18 protein-coding genes are annotated in these 15,117 nt (G+C 48.0%); 3 read left to right on the top strand and 15 right to left on the bottom strand.

Annotated elements, in window-relative coordinates:
• Positions 1–90: 90 nt before the first annotated feature.
• The 10 genes from KNO61_RS02320 to aroQ all read right to left on the bottom strand — a co-directional run bounded on the left by KNO61_RS02320 (position 91) and on the right by aroQ (position 7,917).
• Entirely contained in the window at positions 91–969 is an 879-nt protein-coding gene (locus KNO61_RS02320) for a polyprenyl synthetase family protein (protein ID WP_214684035.1), read from the bottom strand.
• On the bottom strand, positions 966–1,190 hold the full coding sequence (xseB, locus tag KNO61_RS02315; RefSeq protein WP_012726571.1) for an exodeoxyribonuclease VII small subunit: 225 nt from the start codon (positions 1,188–1,190) through the stop codon (positions 966–968). Before xseB ends, KNO61_RS02320 begins: the two co-directional genes overlap by 4 nt.
• Positions 1,165–2,511 carry an exodeoxyribonuclease VII large subunit gene (xseA, locus tag KNO61_RS02310; protein ID WP_214811375.1) on the bottom strand — a complete coding sequence of 449 codons (1,347 nt, stop codon included), beginning with the start codon at positions 2,509–2,511 and terminating at the stop codon, positions 1,165–1,167. Before xseA ends, xseB begins: the two co-directional genes overlap by 26 nt.
• Positions 2,504–3,340: a bifunctional methylenetetrahydrofolate dehydrogenase/methenyltetrahydrofolate cyclohydrolase FolD gene (folD, locus tag KNO61_RS02305; RefSeq protein WP_031423334.1), complete on the bottom strand. Its 837-nt coding sequence runs from the start codon at positions 3,338–3,340 to the stop codon at positions 2,504–2,506. Before folD ends, xseA begins: the two co-directional genes overlap by 8 nt.
• Positions 3,341–3,403: 63 nt before the next feature.
• Positions 3,404–3,790 carry a transcription antitermination factor NusB gene (gene nusB, locus KNO61_RS02300; protein WP_078147109.1) on the bottom strand — a complete coding sequence of 129 codons (387 nt, stop codon included), beginning with the start codon at positions 3,788–3,790 and terminating at the stop codon, positions 3,404–3,406.
• A gap of 112 nt (positions 3,791–3,902) precedes the next feature.
• Positions 3,903–5,246, bottom strand: a complete 1,344-nt coding sequence (gene accC, locus KNO61_RS02295; protein WP_078147110.1) for an acetyl-CoA carboxylase biotin carboxylase subunit — start codon at positions 5,244–5,246, stop codon at positions 3,903–3,905.
• A 7-nt stretch (positions 5,247–5,253) separates the two neighbouring features.
• Positions 5,254–5,703: an acetyl-CoA carboxylase biotin carboxyl carrier protein gene (accB, locus tag KNO61_RS02290; protein WP_012726576.1), complete on the bottom strand. Its 450-nt coding sequence runs from the start codon at positions 5,701–5,703 to the stop codon at positions 5,254–5,256.
• Positions 5,704–5,820: 117 nt separating this feature from the next.
• Positions 5,821–6,387, bottom strand: coding sequence for an elongation factor P (gene efp / locus KNO61_RS02285; RefSeq protein ID WP_012726577.1), 567 nt, complete (start codon positions 6,385–6,387; stop codon positions 5,821–5,823).
• Between the two features lie 29 nt (positions 6,388–6,416).
• On the bottom strand, positions 6,417–7,484 hold the full coding sequence (locus KNO61_RS02280; RefSeq protein ID WP_214687712.1) for a M24 family metallopeptidase: 1,068 nt from the start codon (positions 7,482–7,484) through the stop codon (positions 6,417–6,419).
• Positions 7,480–7,917, bottom strand: coding sequence for a type II 3-dehydroquinate dehydratase (gene aroQ / locus KNO61_RS02275; protein ID WP_012726579.1), 438 nt, complete (start codon positions 7,915–7,917; stop codon positions 7,480–7,482). The genes KNO61_RS02280 and aroQ overlap by 5 nt, the downstream gene beginning before the upstream one ends.
• Before the next feature lie 141 nt (positions 7,918–8,058).
• On the opposite strand from aroQ, the gene KNO61_RS02270 reads away from it, so the two are divergent.
• Both KNO61_RS02270 and KNO61_RS02265 read left to right on the top strand, forming a co-directional pair.
• Positions 8,059–9,000, top strand: coding sequence for a DUF1385 domain-containing protein (locus KNO61_RS02270; protein WP_214686939.1), 942 nt, complete (start codon positions 8,059–8,061; stop codon positions 8,998–9,000).
• Positions 9,001–9,014: 14 nt separating this feature from the next.
• Positions 9,015–9,425 carry an SA1362 family protein gene (locus KNO61_RS02265; RefSeq protein ID WP_012726581.1) on the top strand — a complete coding sequence of 137 codons (411 nt, stop codon included), beginning with the start codon at positions 9,015–9,017 and terminating at the stop codon, positions 9,423–9,425.
• 23 nt (positions 9,426–9,448) lie between these two features.
• On the opposite strand, the gene hpt is transcribed toward KNO61_RS02265, so the two are convergent.
• Positions 9,449–9,976, bottom strand: coding sequence for a hypoxanthine phosphoribosyltransferase (hpt, locus tag KNO61_RS02260; protein ID WP_078147112.1), 528 nt, complete (start codon positions 9,974–9,976; stop codon positions 9,449–9,451).
• Between the two features lie 174 nt (positions 9,977–10,150).
• Positions 10,151–10,579, bottom strand: coding sequence for a transcriptional regulator MntR (gene mntR / locus KNO61_RS02255; protein ID WP_078147113.1), 429 nt, complete (start codon positions 10,577–10,579; stop codon positions 10,151–10,153).
• 163 nt (positions 10,580–10,742) lie between these two features.
• Here mntR and KNO61_RS02250 point away from each other — a divergent pair, with 163 nt between their 5' ends.
• A complete protein-coding gene (locus KNO61_RS02250) occupies positions 10,743–11,123 on the top strand; it encodes a rhodanese-like domain-containing protein (RefSeq protein WP_012726584.1) in 381 nt (126 codons plus the stop codon).
• 40 nt (positions 11,124–11,163) lie between these two features.
• Here KNO61_RS02250 and gcvPB read toward each other — a convergent pair whose 3' ends face one another.
• Genes gcvPB through gcvT form a run of 3 tightly spaced genes read right to left on the bottom strand, consistent with a single transcriptional unit; the run spans position 11,164 to position 15,078 of the window.
• The gene (gcvPB, locus tag KNO61_RS02245; RefSeq protein ID WP_214811361.1) at positions 11,164–12,639 is read right to left on the bottom strand and encodes an aminomethyl-transferring glycine dehydrogenase subunit GcvPB; all 1,476 of its coding nucleotides are present in this window, start codon (positions 12,637–12,639) and stop codon (positions 11,164–11,166) included.
• The gene (gcvPA, locus tag KNO61_RS02240; protein WP_047795659.1) at positions 12,639–13,976 is read right to left on the bottom strand and encodes an aminomethyl-transferring glycine dehydrogenase subunit GcvPA; all 1,338 of its coding nucleotides are present in this window, start codon (positions 13,974–13,976) and stop codon (positions 12,639–12,641) included. Before gcvPA ends, gcvPB begins: the two co-directional genes overlap by 1 nt.
• 25 nt (positions 13,977–14,001) lie before the next feature.
• A complete protein-coding gene (gcvT, locus tag KNO61_RS02235; protein WP_078147937.1) occupies positions 14,002–15,078 on the bottom strand; it encodes a glycine cleavage system aminomethyltransferase GcvT in 1,077 nt (358 codons plus the stop codon).
• Positions 15,079–15,117: the final 39 nt, after the last annotated feature.

Below are 15,117 nucleotides of genomic sequence, written 5' to 3'. Positions count from 1 at the left end.
TCGTACCTTACATTTTACAAGAATGTGACGGCATATGCCACACATTCCCCAAAACAAAGGTGACACGATGTGCTCATCGTGTCACCGAGGTCAATGATTTCGTTTCACTACAAATGATAGCATCTCAAGAAGTAACGGCGCTGGAACTGAAAGTGATTCAATTGCAGCGTGTGCCGCTCCCACTTCTTGCTCAAGAGCTTGCTTCGCTCCCTCTAAGCCGAGAAGCTTCGGATAAGTCGTCTTGTCATTCAATTCATCTGAGCCGACGCGTTTTCCGATTGCTTGTTCATCTCCGACGACATCGAGGATATCGTCTTGAATCTGAAAAGCGATGCCAAGATGACGTCCGAACTGTTTGAGGTGCATCCGATCTTCCACCGATGCCCCTGCCAAAATCGCACCGGCTTCAAGTGCATAGACGAGTAGCGCACCTGTCTTCCGTTCATGAATGGATTGGAGCTCTTCAAGTGTGACGTCGTTCCGCTTTTCAGCCAGCATATCATCCAACTGCCCACCGACCATACCTGAGCTACCGGCCGCCAATCCAAAAATACGAATAATCTCGACGACATCTAGCGCAGGGAGTGGCATCTGTGTGAGAATACGGAATGCGTCCGTCAATAAGGCGTCCCCAGCCAAAATAGCGGTCGCTTCATCAAACTGACGATGATTGGTCGGTCGTCCACGACGAAGATCGTCATCATCCATGGCCGGCAAATCATCATGGATGAGTGAGTATGTATGAACCATCTCTAAACTCGCCGCCACCTCACGTCCTCGCTCGAGTGACATGCTATACGTTTCAAGGACGGCATAGACGAGAGCAGGACGAATGCGTTTCCCGCCAGCCTCTAAAGAATACGTCATTGCGTCTCGTAATCGTTTCGGCATCTCACTCGACTCAATGAGTTCCTGCATCGCCAGTTCGACGGTCCGTTTCCACTTGTTCAAGTCATCGGTACGGTTCATGCGGATCCTCCTTTTTCACGAAGCGTCCCATCAAGTTCTAAAATTTCATCCATTTTTTTCTCGGCGGCAGAGAGTTTTGTCTGGCACAACGCAGACAAGCGGACACCTTCCTCATATAAGGTCATCGCTTCCTCTAACGGGACATCACCGCTCTCGAGTTGCGCGACGATCTGTTCGAGGCGCTCGAGCGCCGCCTCAAATGTCTGTTCTTTCTTCGTCACCGACAATCCTCTCCTTCACCTCAGCGATCGCATGACCATCCCGAAAACGAATCGAGATATCACCGTCACGTAATTGTTTCACGTTCTGCACATAGGCCCCATCTTGTTCAATGAACGTATATCCACGTGACAAGACGGCGAGCGGACTGACTGCATGCAACCGTCCAACCTGTTGTGCAAATTGTAGCGTTGCTTGTTCTAATGGTCTCGTTCGACGGAGTCGCTCGACCATATGATTGACTTCTTCCCCTTGCTTGGACAACGTTTTTGAAAATCGCTTTACATCTAGCTGCTGTGACAACTGACGGAGCTGATGAGTGGCTTGGGTGAGATGTCGCCTCATCCCTTGCTCGAGACGGATTTCTGACTGGGCGAATCGTTCCCGTTTTTGAGAAATCGTGTACCTCGGCGATTTTAATCCATAGCTATTGATCATCCGTTCCACACGGGTTCGCGAATCATCCAATTGCTCTCTGACGGCTTTGTGCAGATGGTTATCCAAACGTTCTACATCTTTTCGCTGCGCATCAATCATCGCGGTAGCGAGTTCAGCCGCCGCTGTCGGAGTCGCAGCTCGAACATCGGCGACGAAATCAGAAAGCGTAAAGTCTGTCTCGTGACCGACAGCAGAAATGATGGGAATCGTGGACGCATAGATTGCCTCCACCACAACATCTTCATTAAATGCCCAAAGCTCCTCGATGGAACCGCCACCGCGACCGACGATGAGTACATCACAATCGGTGCGTTCGTTCATCCAGCGAATGGCCGACGCGACTTGTGGAGCCGCCATTTCTCCCTGTACAGCTACAGGTGCGAACGTGATCGCCACATGTGGCGCACGACGACGAAGTGTGGTCGCGATATCGTGTAGCGCCGCTCCTTTTGGAGACGTCACGATCCCAACGCGCTCTGGAAACATCGGGAGCGGGTGCTTCCGCTCCTCGTCGAACCAGCCCATCCCCTCTAGTTCACGCTTTCTCGCCTCATATCGCTCAAACAATAGACCGATTCCGTCTTGTCGCATCAATTCGACGTACAGTTGTACATCTCCCGTCGCTTCATACATCGTCACCTTTGATACGGCGATGACTTTCATTCCATCTTTCGGTTCGAATTGAAGTTGTTTGGCATCTCGAGAAAACATGACGGCTTTCATCCGAGACGCGTCATCTTTCAACGTGAAATAACAATGACCGGATGAATACCGTTTGAAATTTGAGATTTCACCGATGACCGCGACTTGTCGAAGCAAGACATCATCATCAAGTTGTCGCTTCACATATCGAACAACTTCAGAAACCGGGAGTGGATTAGCCACGTGATGCAACCTCGACCGTATTATGCATGAGCATCGTGATGGTCATCGGACCGACACCACCCGGAACTGGGGTGATGGCACTCGCCTTTTCCTTAACAGCTTCATAGTCCACGTCACCGACTAGACGACCTTCGACCCGATTGACTCCGACATCGATGACAAGCGCGCCCGGTTTGACCATGTCTGCTGTGACTAAACCAGCACGACCGACCGCGACAATCAAAATATCCGCTTGTCGCGTCATCTCACCGAGGTCAGCTGTTTTCGAATGACAATACGTGACCGTTGCTGATTCATTCAAGAACAACATGCCTACCGGTTTACCGACGATTTGACTACGACCGACGACGACAACGTGCTTTCCGGCGATCTCGGTTTGTGTTTTTGCGAGATGTAAGATACCGTGCGGCGTGCACGGAAGTAACGTATCCAGACCGAGCATCATCTTCCCGACATTCTCAGGATGAAAGCCATCGACGTCCTTTTCAGGGGAGATACGCATGATGACTCGTGATTCGTCGATGTGTTTCGGCAAAGGAAGTTGCACGAGAATCCCATGAACTTCCTCATCCGCATTCATCAAATCAATCAAGTCGAGCAATTCCTTCTCGCTAATCGTCTCATCAAAACGGAGGACTTGTGAATCGATTCCGATTTCTTCTGCCGCCCGTTCCTTCCCGCGTACATAGCTATGACTCGCTGGGTCATCCCCAATCAACACTACTTTTAATTTCGGTACGATGCCACGTGCGCGAAGTTCCGCCACACGCTCTTTTAACGTTTCTCGATATGATGCTGCCACTTGTTTCCCGTCGATCACTACTGCCATCTCTCTCATCCCCCGTTGTCTTTAGGTTTTTCTGTAGTTGGTCTGGTGTCTTATCTCTATTTTTTAGTCTTCTTTAATGATATTTCCGAGTACGCCATTCACGAGTTTGCCGGCTTCTTCGTCCGCGAACGATTTCGCGAGTTCGACCGCCTCGTTAATAGTGACGTTCTCTGGAATCGTCTCGACGTATAACAATTCGAACGTTGCCATTCGAAGAATCGTACGCTCGACGTTTCCTAGGCGATCCAAGCGCCAGTTTTTCAAGTTTTCAACTAGTAATGCGTCGATATCTTCAATATGTTCTAGCGTCCCTGTGACGAGTTGTTCGTAAAACGGATCAGACTCTTCTCCATCTAATGCGAACTCGATTGCTTCGTCCACCTCTAATTTAGATACTTCGATTTGAAAAAGCGTTTGAATCGCTTTCTCTCGTGCTTCATGACGTTTCATTCAGTTACTCTCCTTTTACATGCTTTCATTGTGATAGTTTAGCATAAAGCACTCATAAATTCAGTACAAAAAACCAGGAAACCGAAATAATGTTCGGGCTTCCTGGTTCATGTTATTTTGCCAATGACATTTCTTTTTCAACGAATTTCGTATCGAACGTCCCGATGCGGAACTGCTCATGTGCCATGACTTGTTGATGGAATGGAATCGTCGTTTTAATCCCCGAAACCGTAAACTCATCCAAAGCACGCAACATTTTCAGAATGGCCTCATCACGCGTTGGCGCATGGACAATCAATTTCGCAACCATCGAGTCATAGAACGGCGGAATCATCGCTCCTGCATAGAGTCCACTATCGACACGGACACCCATACCGCCTGGAACAATATATTGGTCAATCTTCCCTGCCATCGGACGGAAGTCCATAAATGGGTCTTCCGCGTTGATTCGACACTCGATGGAATGTCCTGAGAACGTAATGTCCTCTTGTGAGATGGCAAGCGGATGTCCGAGCGCCACTTCAAGCTGCGCTTGAACGAGATCGAATCCTGTGATCATCTCGGTGACGGGATGCTCGACTTGGATCCGGGTATTCATCTCCATGAAATAAAACTCGTTTGATTCTGGAACGTAAATGAACTCGATGGTCCCCGCTCCCGAGTACTGAATGGCTTTTGCCGCTTTGACGGCCGCATCCCCCATCAATTGACGTGTCGTTTCATCAATCGCAGGTGATGGCGCCTCTTCGACTAGTTTTTGCATGCGACGTTGGATCGTACAATCACGTTCACCTAAGTGAATGACATTGCCGAATTGATCAGCGAGAACCTGCACTTCGACATGACGGAACGACTCGATGAACTTCTCAAGATACACGTCACCATTCCCAAACGCCTGCTTCGCTTCTTTACGTGTCGCGACCAATCCTGAAACGAGTTCGTGCTCGTCTCGAGCGACGCGAATGCCACGTCCTCCACCGCCGGCTGTCGCCTTGATGATGACCGGATAACCCATCTCACGTGCGAGTTCCATGGCTTCTTCGTCGGTGACGACCCCACTTGAACCCGGAACGACAGGAACACCTGACTCGATCATCGTTCGTTTGGCTTCATCCTTGATTCCCATTTTGCGAATCGCATAGCTGCTCGGGCCGACAAATTGAATCCCGCACGCCTCGCACATCTCGGCGAACTCGGCATTTTCAGCCAAAAAGCCGTAACCGGGATGTACCATCGTCGCATCCACGGCGCAGGCGACTGATAAGATATTAGGGATATTTAAATAGGAGTCCTTCGATGGATTCGGACCGATGCAATAAGCCTCGTCAGCCAGATGAACATGTAACGCTTCACGATCTGCCTCAGAGAAGACAGCGACCGTCGGAATATTCAATTCTTTTGCTGCACGTATGATTCGAACCGCGATTTCCCCGCGGTTAGCAATTAATAATTTCATAACGACCTCACTTCACGCTGAAGAGCGGTTGACCGAATTCGACGAGATCGCCATCGGCGACTAACACCTCTACGATTTCGCCACTGATTTCCGCTTCGACATCGTTAAACAGTTTCATCGCCTCTAGAATACAAACGATTTGTCCTGACTCGACACGATCGCCGACGTTCACGAACGCTTCTTTATCCGGTGCCGGACGTGAATAGAACGTTCCAACCATCGGCGAGGTGATAGTACGATAAGACGCCTTTTCTTGCGTCGGTTCTTCTGTTTGTTCATTTACTTGAGGAGCAGGCGCAGGCGGTGCGAATGCTTGTGTCTGCATGATCGGCGCGCTCACTGTTTGTTGCGCTTCTTTCTTTAATGACAGTTTGAAATCAGATGTTTCAAGCTCCATTTCATGGACTGATGATTGGTCCAATAATTGAATAAGCTCTTTAATTTGATCGATTTGCATCTTTCTTACCCCCTGTTTATACCTGGTACTAATCTCTCCTTCACTATAACTGGTCAGACCAATGAATGCAACGAGAAAAAAAGAGCACCCATTCATTCGAATGAGCACTCGTAAGGATTAACCGTTATAACGACCCATGAACTCTCCAGTACGTGTATCGACTGTCACTTTTTCACCTGGTTCGATGAAAAGTGGCACTTGAATGACGTGTCCTGTTTCCACTGTCGCGTTTTTCTTCACGTTCGAGGCCGTGTCACCTTTTACGCCCGGGTCTGCTTCGACGATCGTCAAGACAACGCTCGTTGGAAGCTCGATTCCAAGAATCTCCCCTTCGTAGTCCGCGATGCTGACTTCCATGTTCTCAAGCAAATATGGAAGTGCTGATTTGACTTGAGCGCTTGTCAATTCAAGTTGCTCGTATGATTCATTGTCCATGAAGACATACGTGTCGCCCATTGGATAGAGATATTGCATGCGTTTACGCTCGATGTGTGCGCGTTCGATTTTCTCTCCGCCACGGAACGTCGTTTCTTGGATTGCCCCGTTACGCAAGTTACGCATTTTCGTACGAACGAATGCCGCGCCTTTACCCGGTTTTACGTGTTGGAACTCGATGACTTGCCAAATCGAACCGTCAGACGTTTTAACCGTCAATCCTGTTTTTAAATCGTTAACTGATACCATGTTGATTTCCTCCTAAATTCAGATGAAGCTTATGCCTCGATCGTAATTAACTCTTTTGGCGACTGTGTCAGACGGTAGCATCCGTCTTCTGTGATGACGACATCGTCTTCAATTCGGCAACCACCGACGCCATTGATGTAAATACCCGGCTCGATCGTCACGACCATACCAGGCTCAAGCACCGTGTCCGAACGGAACGATAATCCTGGGGCCTCATGCACTTCCATTCCGAGACCATGTCCTGTCGAGTGGCCGAAGTATTCGCCATATCCAGCTTCTTTAATGATATCGCGTGTCAACGCATCCGCCTCAATGCCAGTGATTCCGGCTCGTGTGCCTTCTACGCCAGCAAGTTGAGCACGGAGTACCGTATCGTAGATTTGACGCAACTCATCCGAAATCGGACCGATTGCAAGCGTACGCGTGATATCTGAGCAGTACCCTTTATAGTAAGCCCCGAAATCAAGCGTAACCAATTCTCCAGTTTCGATGACTTTATCGCTTGCCACACCGTGCGGTAGCGCCGAACGGAGACCCGAGGCGACAATCATGTCGAACGATGACGAGTCGGCACCTTTTGAACGCATGAACATTTCGAGTTCGTTCGCGACTTCTCTTTCGGTACGACCAGGACGGATGAACGTCTGGATATGGGCGTACGCCGCATCAGCGATTGCCGCAGCTTCCTTCATAATCTTAATCTCTGATTCATCCTTAATCAAGCGCAGTTTTTCTACGATTCCAGACGTTTCAATAAGTTGAGCGTCCACTTCTTTTTCATAAGCACGATATTGCCCCACTGTCATCGCATCCTGCTCAATGCCAAGGCGCTTGATGGATTCACGTGACACGACATCTGCTACCGACTTGATGAGTGACGTATCAAGCTCGATGATGTCATACCCTTTCACTTGATCGTTCGCCTGTTCCGTGTAACGGAAGTCCGTGATAAAACTTGCCGAATTCAACGTGATGACGATGACACCGCTCGATCCTGTGAAACCAGATAAGTAGCGGATATTCTCACGTTTTGTGACGAGCAACGCATCAATTTCGTTTTTTTCTAACTTTGCTTGCAGTTTGTTTACGCGTTCAATCATGTCGATTCCTCCAATGTTCGATTAGTGCATGCATCGCTAACGTATAGCTCGTGAGTCCAAAACCGGTAATGACACCGATACAGACGGCAGCAAGTTTTGACTCATGCCGAAAGGTCTCGCGTGCATGCACGTTCGAGATATGTACTTCAACGACCGGGGCAGCGATAGCGGATATGGCATCCCGGATCGCAATCGATGTATGCGTATAGGCACCCGCATTCAAAATGACACCCTCATAATCAAAAGCGTCATGCAGCGCATCAATTAAATCTCCCTCATGATTCGATTGTTTAAAGGTGAGTTCAACGTCTTCTGGAGCGCGCAGCATCAGTTCTGCCGCCAATCCTTTCAACGACACATCGCCATATACATCCGGTTCACGACGACCCAGTAGATTTAAATTCGGTCCATTTAAAACTAAAATCCGCAACCTTCTTCCCCCTCGTTCGTCAAGTCTTATCTATTGTAACAAATTTATCGAAAGAACGTGAATCGAGCCTTCTGCCCTTTCGTTTTTTTTACAAATCACGGTATAATTCAAGTACAACATTTGAAGAATCGAGGAAAGTGAATGAATTCTAAACCAACCATCCCAGTCGGGGGACAGGCGCTTGTGGAAGGCGTCATGTTTCAAGGCCGCTCTGAAAGCGCATCTGCCATCCGGCGAAAAGATGGCTCGATTGAAACATTCGAGCAAGCGCGCATTCTTGTCCCTTGGGTCCAATCGTTAAAAAAAGTACCGTTCTTGAGAGGGATTGTCGCGCTTTACGAATCGTTAAAGAACGGTTCTGCACATATGAACTTTGCGAGCGATCGATATGATGTCGACCCGAGTGAAGATACGAACACGAGCGAAGACCAAAAACAGAGCATATGGATGATTGCCATCATCGCAATCGTCGGTGTCATCTCATACGTGTTTGGTAAATTGATTTTCAATGTGACGCCTGCACTGCTCGCGGCTATGTTTCAAGACGTGCCTTTATTTTCCGGACATGTGATTCAAAACCTCCTTGAAGGGGGAATAAAATTAGTATTGTTACTCAGCTACCTCTACTTGATATCATTGACGCCACTCATTAAGCGCGTCTTCCAATATCACGGCGCTGAGCATAAAGTCATCAATTGCTATGAGTCCGGGCGTCCGGTCACGGTTGAACAAGTACGCCAAAGCTCGCGATTGCATTATCGCTGTGGCTCGAGTTTCATTTTATTCACCGTCTTCGTCGGGATTGGCGTTTATATGATTGTGCCAATCGACCCGCTCTGGTTGCGACTCGTCAGCCGAATCGCGCTATTGCCGGTCGTCATCGGAATCTCATTTGAAGTCCTTCAGTTTACCAATCGTTTCCGCGACCATCGCTTTCTGTCATTCCTCGGCAAACCGGGCCTGTCGCTCCAATTATTGACGACACGAGAGCCGAATGATGAGCAGATTCAAGTCGCGATTGAAGCATTTGAGACATGGGAACGAAAAGAGTTAGGAGAATCGGTCATTCATAGAGAGGGATAAGAGGAGGAAGCACCATGATCAGACAAAGAGTCGGTTCGATCGCTGCAACAATCGTGTTTATCCTTGGCTTCATCGGGGTCGGGCATATGCTTGCCACCGATCCGGGTCGCCTGTTTAGACAATTGTTGTTCATCGGGATATTCGGGTTAGTCTTTTATGTGATCTATCGCGTCTTCATGGCACCACGTATGTCTGCAGAAGATGCACGCTATCGTAAAACCGCGCAAGCCTCAAAAAAACGAATGCAGGGAAGTCGTGGTCCTCAAGTCAAACCTTCCGCTTCCGCTAAAAACCGGAAAGCGAAGAAACCTGGTTCGAACGTCACCAAGTTATCTAAACGTTCAACCGTACATCGTAGCAATCCTCCACACTTAACAGTGATTGAAGGAAAAAAAGGCAAGAAGAAAAAGAAAGCAAACATGTAAAAGGAGCGCCGCGGCGCTCCTTTTTATGTCGTCTCTACATATCCGATATATGGAAGATTCCGATATTGCTCCGCATAATCGATTCCATATCCGATGACAAACTCATCAGGAATTTCGAACCCGACATAGTCTGCGTCCAATTGAACGAGTCGACGCATCGGCTTGTCGAGAAGCGTACAAATTTTCAACTGTTTCGGTTGATGAAGCTCCATATGTTTACACAAGAATTTCAACGTCTGTCCCGTGTCGATGATGTCCTCGATAATGACGACATACTTTCCTTCCACATCTAAATCCAAGTCCTTCCGAAGCTGCACACTCCCACTCGAGACCGTCTTTTTCCCGTAAGAAGACGTCGCGACCGTATCGAGCTGAACGCTGCCTTTCATGTATCGCATCAAGTCTGCCGCAAAGACCATCGAACCCTTTAACACGGCGACGATCACGATTGGTGTTCCCTCTGCATCGTTCTCAATTTCTTCAGCCAACTCTTTCACACGTGTTTGAATCTGCTGTTCATCAAACAGTTTTCCTTTGATTTGAATCTCCATTTATCCGGCGAATGTTCGCCGTCACCCCCTATCTATTCAATCCACGATTCATCTTAACATAATAATAACTAAAAAATATACATTCTATGATAAATATGAATGATTCGTTCGTATTTTAGCGGTGGTAAACCAAATAAAAAGCGACAATCGAGTTCGAATGTCGCTTTTCACATATTATTCCTCTGAAGCTCGCTCTTGATCCCGAAATTCTCTGAATTGATCCATGAGCTCAGGCTTATCTTCAAAAAATTCCACGAACTGTGTCATACAGTCAAGTGTGTTCGAGCTGAGATGATGTTCGATTCCCTCGACATCCTCGTACACATCTGCCTCATCCACTCCGATTAGACGTAAAAAAGACTCGAGCATCGCATGACGCTCGACCAATCGCTTCCCTACTTTTTGACCTTTTTTTGTAAGCATGAGACCACGATACTTTTCATACACCAGATATTCTTCACGGTCCAACTTTTGAACCATTTTGGTGACAGAGGAGGGATGGACCCCTAAATGTTCCGCAATGTCAGATACACGCGCATAGCCTTTCTCTGACATCAACAAATAAATACGTTCTAAATAATCTTCCATACTCGGTGTCGGCATGGGCACGACCTCCCCTTATGTTCCGGTTTCCATTCTTTATTTTATCCTAACTAGAATGAAATCGAAAGGGAAAGCCCCGATTGATTGAGTCAATCATTGTCTCATGACCTTAAATTCATTATAATGAGATATGGTAACTTTGAAAGAGAAGGGAAGAACATCTATGGGACTCGAAACAATCCTCGTCATCCTCCTATGGGTTGCCTTGATCGCCTACATCGTATGGCGTTTCATGCCAGCTCGCGGGTTGAAAAAAATGAAACAAGAAGAATTCCGCGCCTCACTCCGTAAAGGTCAGCTGATTGACGTGCGCGAACCGAACGAATACAAAGGCGGACATATCGTTGGTGCTCGGAATATCCCGGTCGGCCAAATGAAACTACGCATGAAAGAACTGCGCAAAGATCAGCCGATTTTGATTTACTGCCAAGGTAGTTCACGTTCAAACCAGGCGGCTAAACTCTTGATGAAGAACGGATACAACAACATCTACATGCTCGAAGGCGGTTTCAAGAACTGGAAGGGTAAGATTAAAAAAGCTTAAAAAACGGGCGGGTCGATTCAATCATCGACTCGCCCATTTTTTATTTTACAGATGACGCCTCACGACGCTCATATTTTAAGACCGGTTTACGGGCAGCGAGTGTCTCGTCCATCCGTTTGACGACCGTCGTATGAGGAGCCGTCTGAACGATCTCCGGATTCTCTTCCGCCTCTTTGGCAATCTGGAGCATCGCATCACAGAACGCATCAAGTGTTTCTTTTGATTCTGTCTCTGTTGGTTCCACCATGATACATTCCTCGACATTTAACGGGAAATAGATTGTCGGTGGGTGGTAACCGAAGTCAAGAAGACGTTTAGCGATGTCGAGAGTACGAACACCAAGGGCTTTTTGACGTTTGCCTGACAAGACAAACTCATGTTTGCAATACGTATCATATGGCACGTCGAACGCATCTTTTAGTCGCGCGAACATATAGTTTGCGTTGAGGACCGCTTCACGTGATACCCGCGTCAATCCTTCTGCGCCCATCGTCTTGATATAGCTGTAAGCTCGGACGTTGATCCCGAAGTTTCCATAGAATGGTTTGATTCGCCCGATTGAATGTGGTCGGTCGTAATCGAGACCATATCCATCATCTGTTTTCGTCACGATTGGAGTCGGTAGGAATGGGATTAAGTCACGTTTTACTCCGACTGGACCTGAGCCTGGACCTCCACCGCCGTGAGGACCGGTGAACGTTTTATGCAGGTTCAAGTGAACGACGTCAAAGCCCATGTCCCCCGGACGTGCGATTCCGAGAATCGCGTTTGAGTTCGCGCCATCATAATAAAGCTTCCCGCCAGCTTCATGAACGACTTTTGAGATTTCAAGAATATCCGCTTCGAATAGTCCAAGCGTATTCGGGTTTGTCAGCATGAGCGCAGCTGTATCGGCTCCAACTTTTGCCTTCAAATCATCCAAATCGACGAGACCGCGCTCATCTGACTTGACGGTTACCGTCTCGAATCCAGCAACGACTGCGGACGCCGGGTTTGTTCCGTGCGCCGAGTCTGGAACGAGTACTTTCATACGAGCCGTATCCCCATTACGTTCATGGAACGCTTTGATCAACATGAGTCCCGTCCATTCCCCATGCGCCCCTGCCGCTGGTTGGAGTGTGACTTCGTCCATTCCTGTAATTTCAGCGAGTTGCTCCTGTAAGTCCACCATGAGTTCGAGCGCACCTTGAATCGTCTCAACTGGTTGCAGTGGGTGAATATGTGCAAAGCCAGGAAGACGAGCCATATCTTCGTTCACTTTCGGATTATATTTCATCGTACACGAACCGAGCGGATAGAAGCCTGAATCGACCCCATGGTTTCGTGTAGATAGAGACGTGTAATGGCGAACCACATCGAGTTCAGATACTTCCGGAAGTTCCGCCGCCTCTTTTCGAATCATCGTAGCCGGTAACAACGTCTCAAGGTCAACCTCTGGGACAGTCGGTGTCGGCAAATTATATCCAGTCCGTCCTTCACGTGATACTTCAAAAATTAGCGTTTGCTCGTGTTGCATTATTTCATCCCCCCAACCACTTCGACAAACTGATCAATCTCTTCTTTCGTGCGCAATTCCGTCGCGCAAACCAACATCTGTGTCTGACGCTCCCCTTCATACGTACCAAGCGGTAGACCACCAATCATGCCATGCTCGAGCAGATGGCGCGATACTTCTTCTGCGTCACGTCCAAAATCTACCACGAACTCATTGAACATCGGTCCTTCGTCCACGATGTTGAATCCTGCAGCTTTTAACGCTTCTTTCATATAATGAGCAGTTTGAATATTCCGAACGGCCATATCACGAATTCCGTATTTTCCTAAAGCGGACATCGTGATCGAAGCAGCCAATGCGTTAAGCGCTTGGTTCGAACAGATATTGGATGTCGCTTTATCACGACGAATGTGCTGTTCACGCGCCTGGAGCGTCAACACGAATCCGCGTTTGCCGTCCTCATCGACCGTTTGACCAACAAGTCGTCCCGGTAGTTTACGCATCAATGATTTTTTGACCGCGAAGTATCCACATGACGGTCCACCAAAACTTTGCGGAATACCGAATGGCTGTGCATCTCCGACCGTGATGTCCGCACCGAGTGCTCCTGGTGACTCAAGAATTCCGAGGGCGAGCGGGTTGCTCGAAACGACGAAGAGCGCACCCGCTTCATGAGCCAATTCTGCCAATGTTTCTAAGTCTTCAATACGACCGTAGAAGTTTGGATATTGTACGACAAGACACGACGCATCCGTCAAATCAAGGTCTGACACGTCCGTCACCCCGTTCACCACATCTGTGTAGTCAACGGATAGCCCCGGTCCGTCAGCATACGTACGGATTACGTCCTTCGCTTCAGGATGCACTGCACCAGAGACGACGACACGTTTTTTCTTCGTCTGCGCGCTCGCTAGGTAAGTCGCCTCAGCGAGAGCCGTGATTCCGTCGTACATCGAAGAGTTCGCGACGTCCATCCCTGTCAATTCACAAATCATTGTTTGGAATTCGAACATCGCCTGAAGTTCACCTTGTGAAATCTCAGGTTGATATGGCGTATACGCCGTATAGAATTCAGAACGCAAAAGCATATGGTTCATCACACTTGGTGAAAGATGATCGTACATCCCTGCTCCAAGGAAGCTCGGGTATGATTTCGTATGTTTGTTTTTATCAGCCAACTTCGTCATATGACGAACGAGATCGACTTCCGGAAGCGGAGCCCCAATCGCCGCCAATGATGCTTGTTCGCGAAGTGTTTCTGGAATATCTGAAAGAAGCGCTTCGATTGAATCGACGCCGATTGTCTCTAACATGTCTCGTTCATCTTGTTCGGTCATCGGTAAATAACGAAATTCCATTCTGTTCATTCTGAATCCCCCTGTTTCATTTCGTTCGTTTATAGAAAGGTGTCGGTACGCGTTCGGCTTCAATCTTTTTGCCACGGATGTCGATGACAAAACGATCTTCATCTTTGTAACGTGCATCGACTCGTGCCCATGCGATTGATTCATTTACAGTCGGAGGCATCGTACCGGTCGTGACAACGCCGATTACATTCCCATCCAATTCAACTTGCGCCCCTTGGCGGGCAATCCCACGACCGAGCAATTTCAATCCGATCAATCGATTCGGAATATTCTCTTTTTGAGTGACGAGTGCTTCCTTACCAACAAAGTCAGTATCTAGCTTGACGGCAAAATTGAGATTCGCTTCGAATGGCGTGACCGACTCATCTAACTCATGACCGTAAAGCGGCAAGCACGCTTCGAAACGTAATGTATCGCGTGCGCCCAGCCCACATGGGGTAACACCCTCGGTTTCAAGCGCTTCCCAAATGGCAGAAATCGCTTCTGCTCGAGCATAAATCTCGAACCCATCTTCCCCAGTATACCCACTTCTAGAGATGATCGATGGCACACCCGCAACGTCCCCATTCATGAATTTGAAGAACCCGATTTCGTCGAGTACCACATTTGTGATAGTTTGAAGTACGGATTGTGCATTCGGTCCTTGAATCGCAATCTGACCATATTCATCAGATTCATTTGTCACAACCACGTCACCCTTGACGTATCGACGAATGTGGGCTTCGTCCTTTTCAATATTTGAAGCATTGACGACGAGCCAATAAGCGTCCTCATCCAATCGATAGACAAGCAAATCGTCCACCACACCGCCGTCTTCAAGACAGAGAAGGTTATACTGGGCTTGACCAACTTTAATCTTCGAGATATCATTCGTCACCAAGTTTTGAACTTGCTCAAGCGCATCCGGCCCTTCGATTCGAATTTCTCCCATGTGAGATACATCAAACATCCCCACGTTTTGACGTACAGCCAAATGCTCTTCTTTAATCGAAGAGAACATAATCGGCATTTCAAATCCCGCAAAATCAACCATCTTCGCCTTCGGTTCAATCAAATCGAACAAAGGCGTACGTTTCAAAGTAACCTTTTCCATAATATCCCCCAATCCCGAACATAAAATGCTTTTGTTTTT

The sequence above is a fragment of the Exiguobacterium sp. s140 genome (genome assembly GCF_018617035.1).
Classification (GTDB): domain Bacteria; phylum Bacillota; class Bacilli; order Exiguobacteriales; family Exiguobacteriaceae; genus Exiguobacterium; species Exiguobacterium profundum.
Note: the sequence above shows the minus strand (reverse complement) of the source record. Positions and strands in the feature narration are given on the sequence as shown.

Excerpts from the sequence above, each read along its gene's own strand:
- efp (WP_012726577.1), bottom strand. The coding sequence starts at position 6,387 with ATGGTATCAGTTAACGATTTAAAAACAGGATTGACGGTTAAAACGTCT.
- folD (WP_031423334.1), bottom strand. The coding sequence starts at position 3,340 with ATGGCAGTAGTGATCGACGGGAAACAAGTGGCAGCATCATATCGAGAA.
- accB (WP_012726576.1), bottom strand. The coding sequence starts at position 5,703 with ATGCAAATCGATCAAATTAAAGAGCTTATTCAATTATTGGACCAATCA.
- gcvPA (WP_047795659.1), bottom strand. The coding sequence starts at position 13,976 with ATGGAATTTCGTTATTTACCGATGACCGAACAAGATGAACGAGACATG.
- gcvPB (WP_214811361.1), bottom strand. The coding sequence starts at position 12,639 with ATGCAACACGAGCAAACGCTAATTTTTGAAGTATCACGTGAAGGACGG.
- KNO61_RS02270 (WP_214686939.1), top strand. The coding sequence starts at position 8,059 with ATGAATTCTAAACCAACCATCCCAGTCGGGGGACAGGCGCTTGTGGAA.
- accC (WP_078147110.1), bottom strand. The coding sequence starts at position 5,246 with ATGAAATTATTAATTGCTAACCGCGGGGAAATCGCGGTTCGAATCATA.
- KNO61_RS02250 (WP_012726584.1), top strand. The coding sequence starts at position 10,743 with ATGGGACTCGAAACAATCCTCGTCATCCTCCTATGGGTTGCCTTGATC.
- nusB (WP_078147109.1), bottom strand. The coding sequence starts at position 3,790 with ATGAAACGTCATGAAGCACGAGAGAAAGCGATTCAAACGCTTTTTCAA.
- KNO61_RS02320 (WP_214684035.1), bottom strand. The coding sequence starts at position 969 with ATGAACCGTACCGATGACTTGAACAAGTGGAAACGGACCGTCGAACTG.
- mntR (WP_078147113.1), bottom strand. The coding sequence starts at position 10,579 with ATGCCGACACCGAGTATGGAAGATTATTTAGAACGTATTTATTTGTTG.
- hpt (WP_078147112.1), bottom strand. The coding sequence starts at position 9,976 with ATGGAGATTCAAATCAAAGGAAAACTGTTTGATGAACAGCAGATTCAA.
- KNO61_RS02265 (WP_012726581.1), top strand. The coding sequence starts at position 9,015 with ATGATCAGACAAAGAGTCGGTTCGATCGCTGCAACAATCGTGTTTATC.
- gcvT (WP_078147937.1), bottom strand. The coding sequence starts at position 15,078 with ATGGAAAAGGTTACTTTGAAACGTACGCCTTTGTTCGATTTGATTGAA.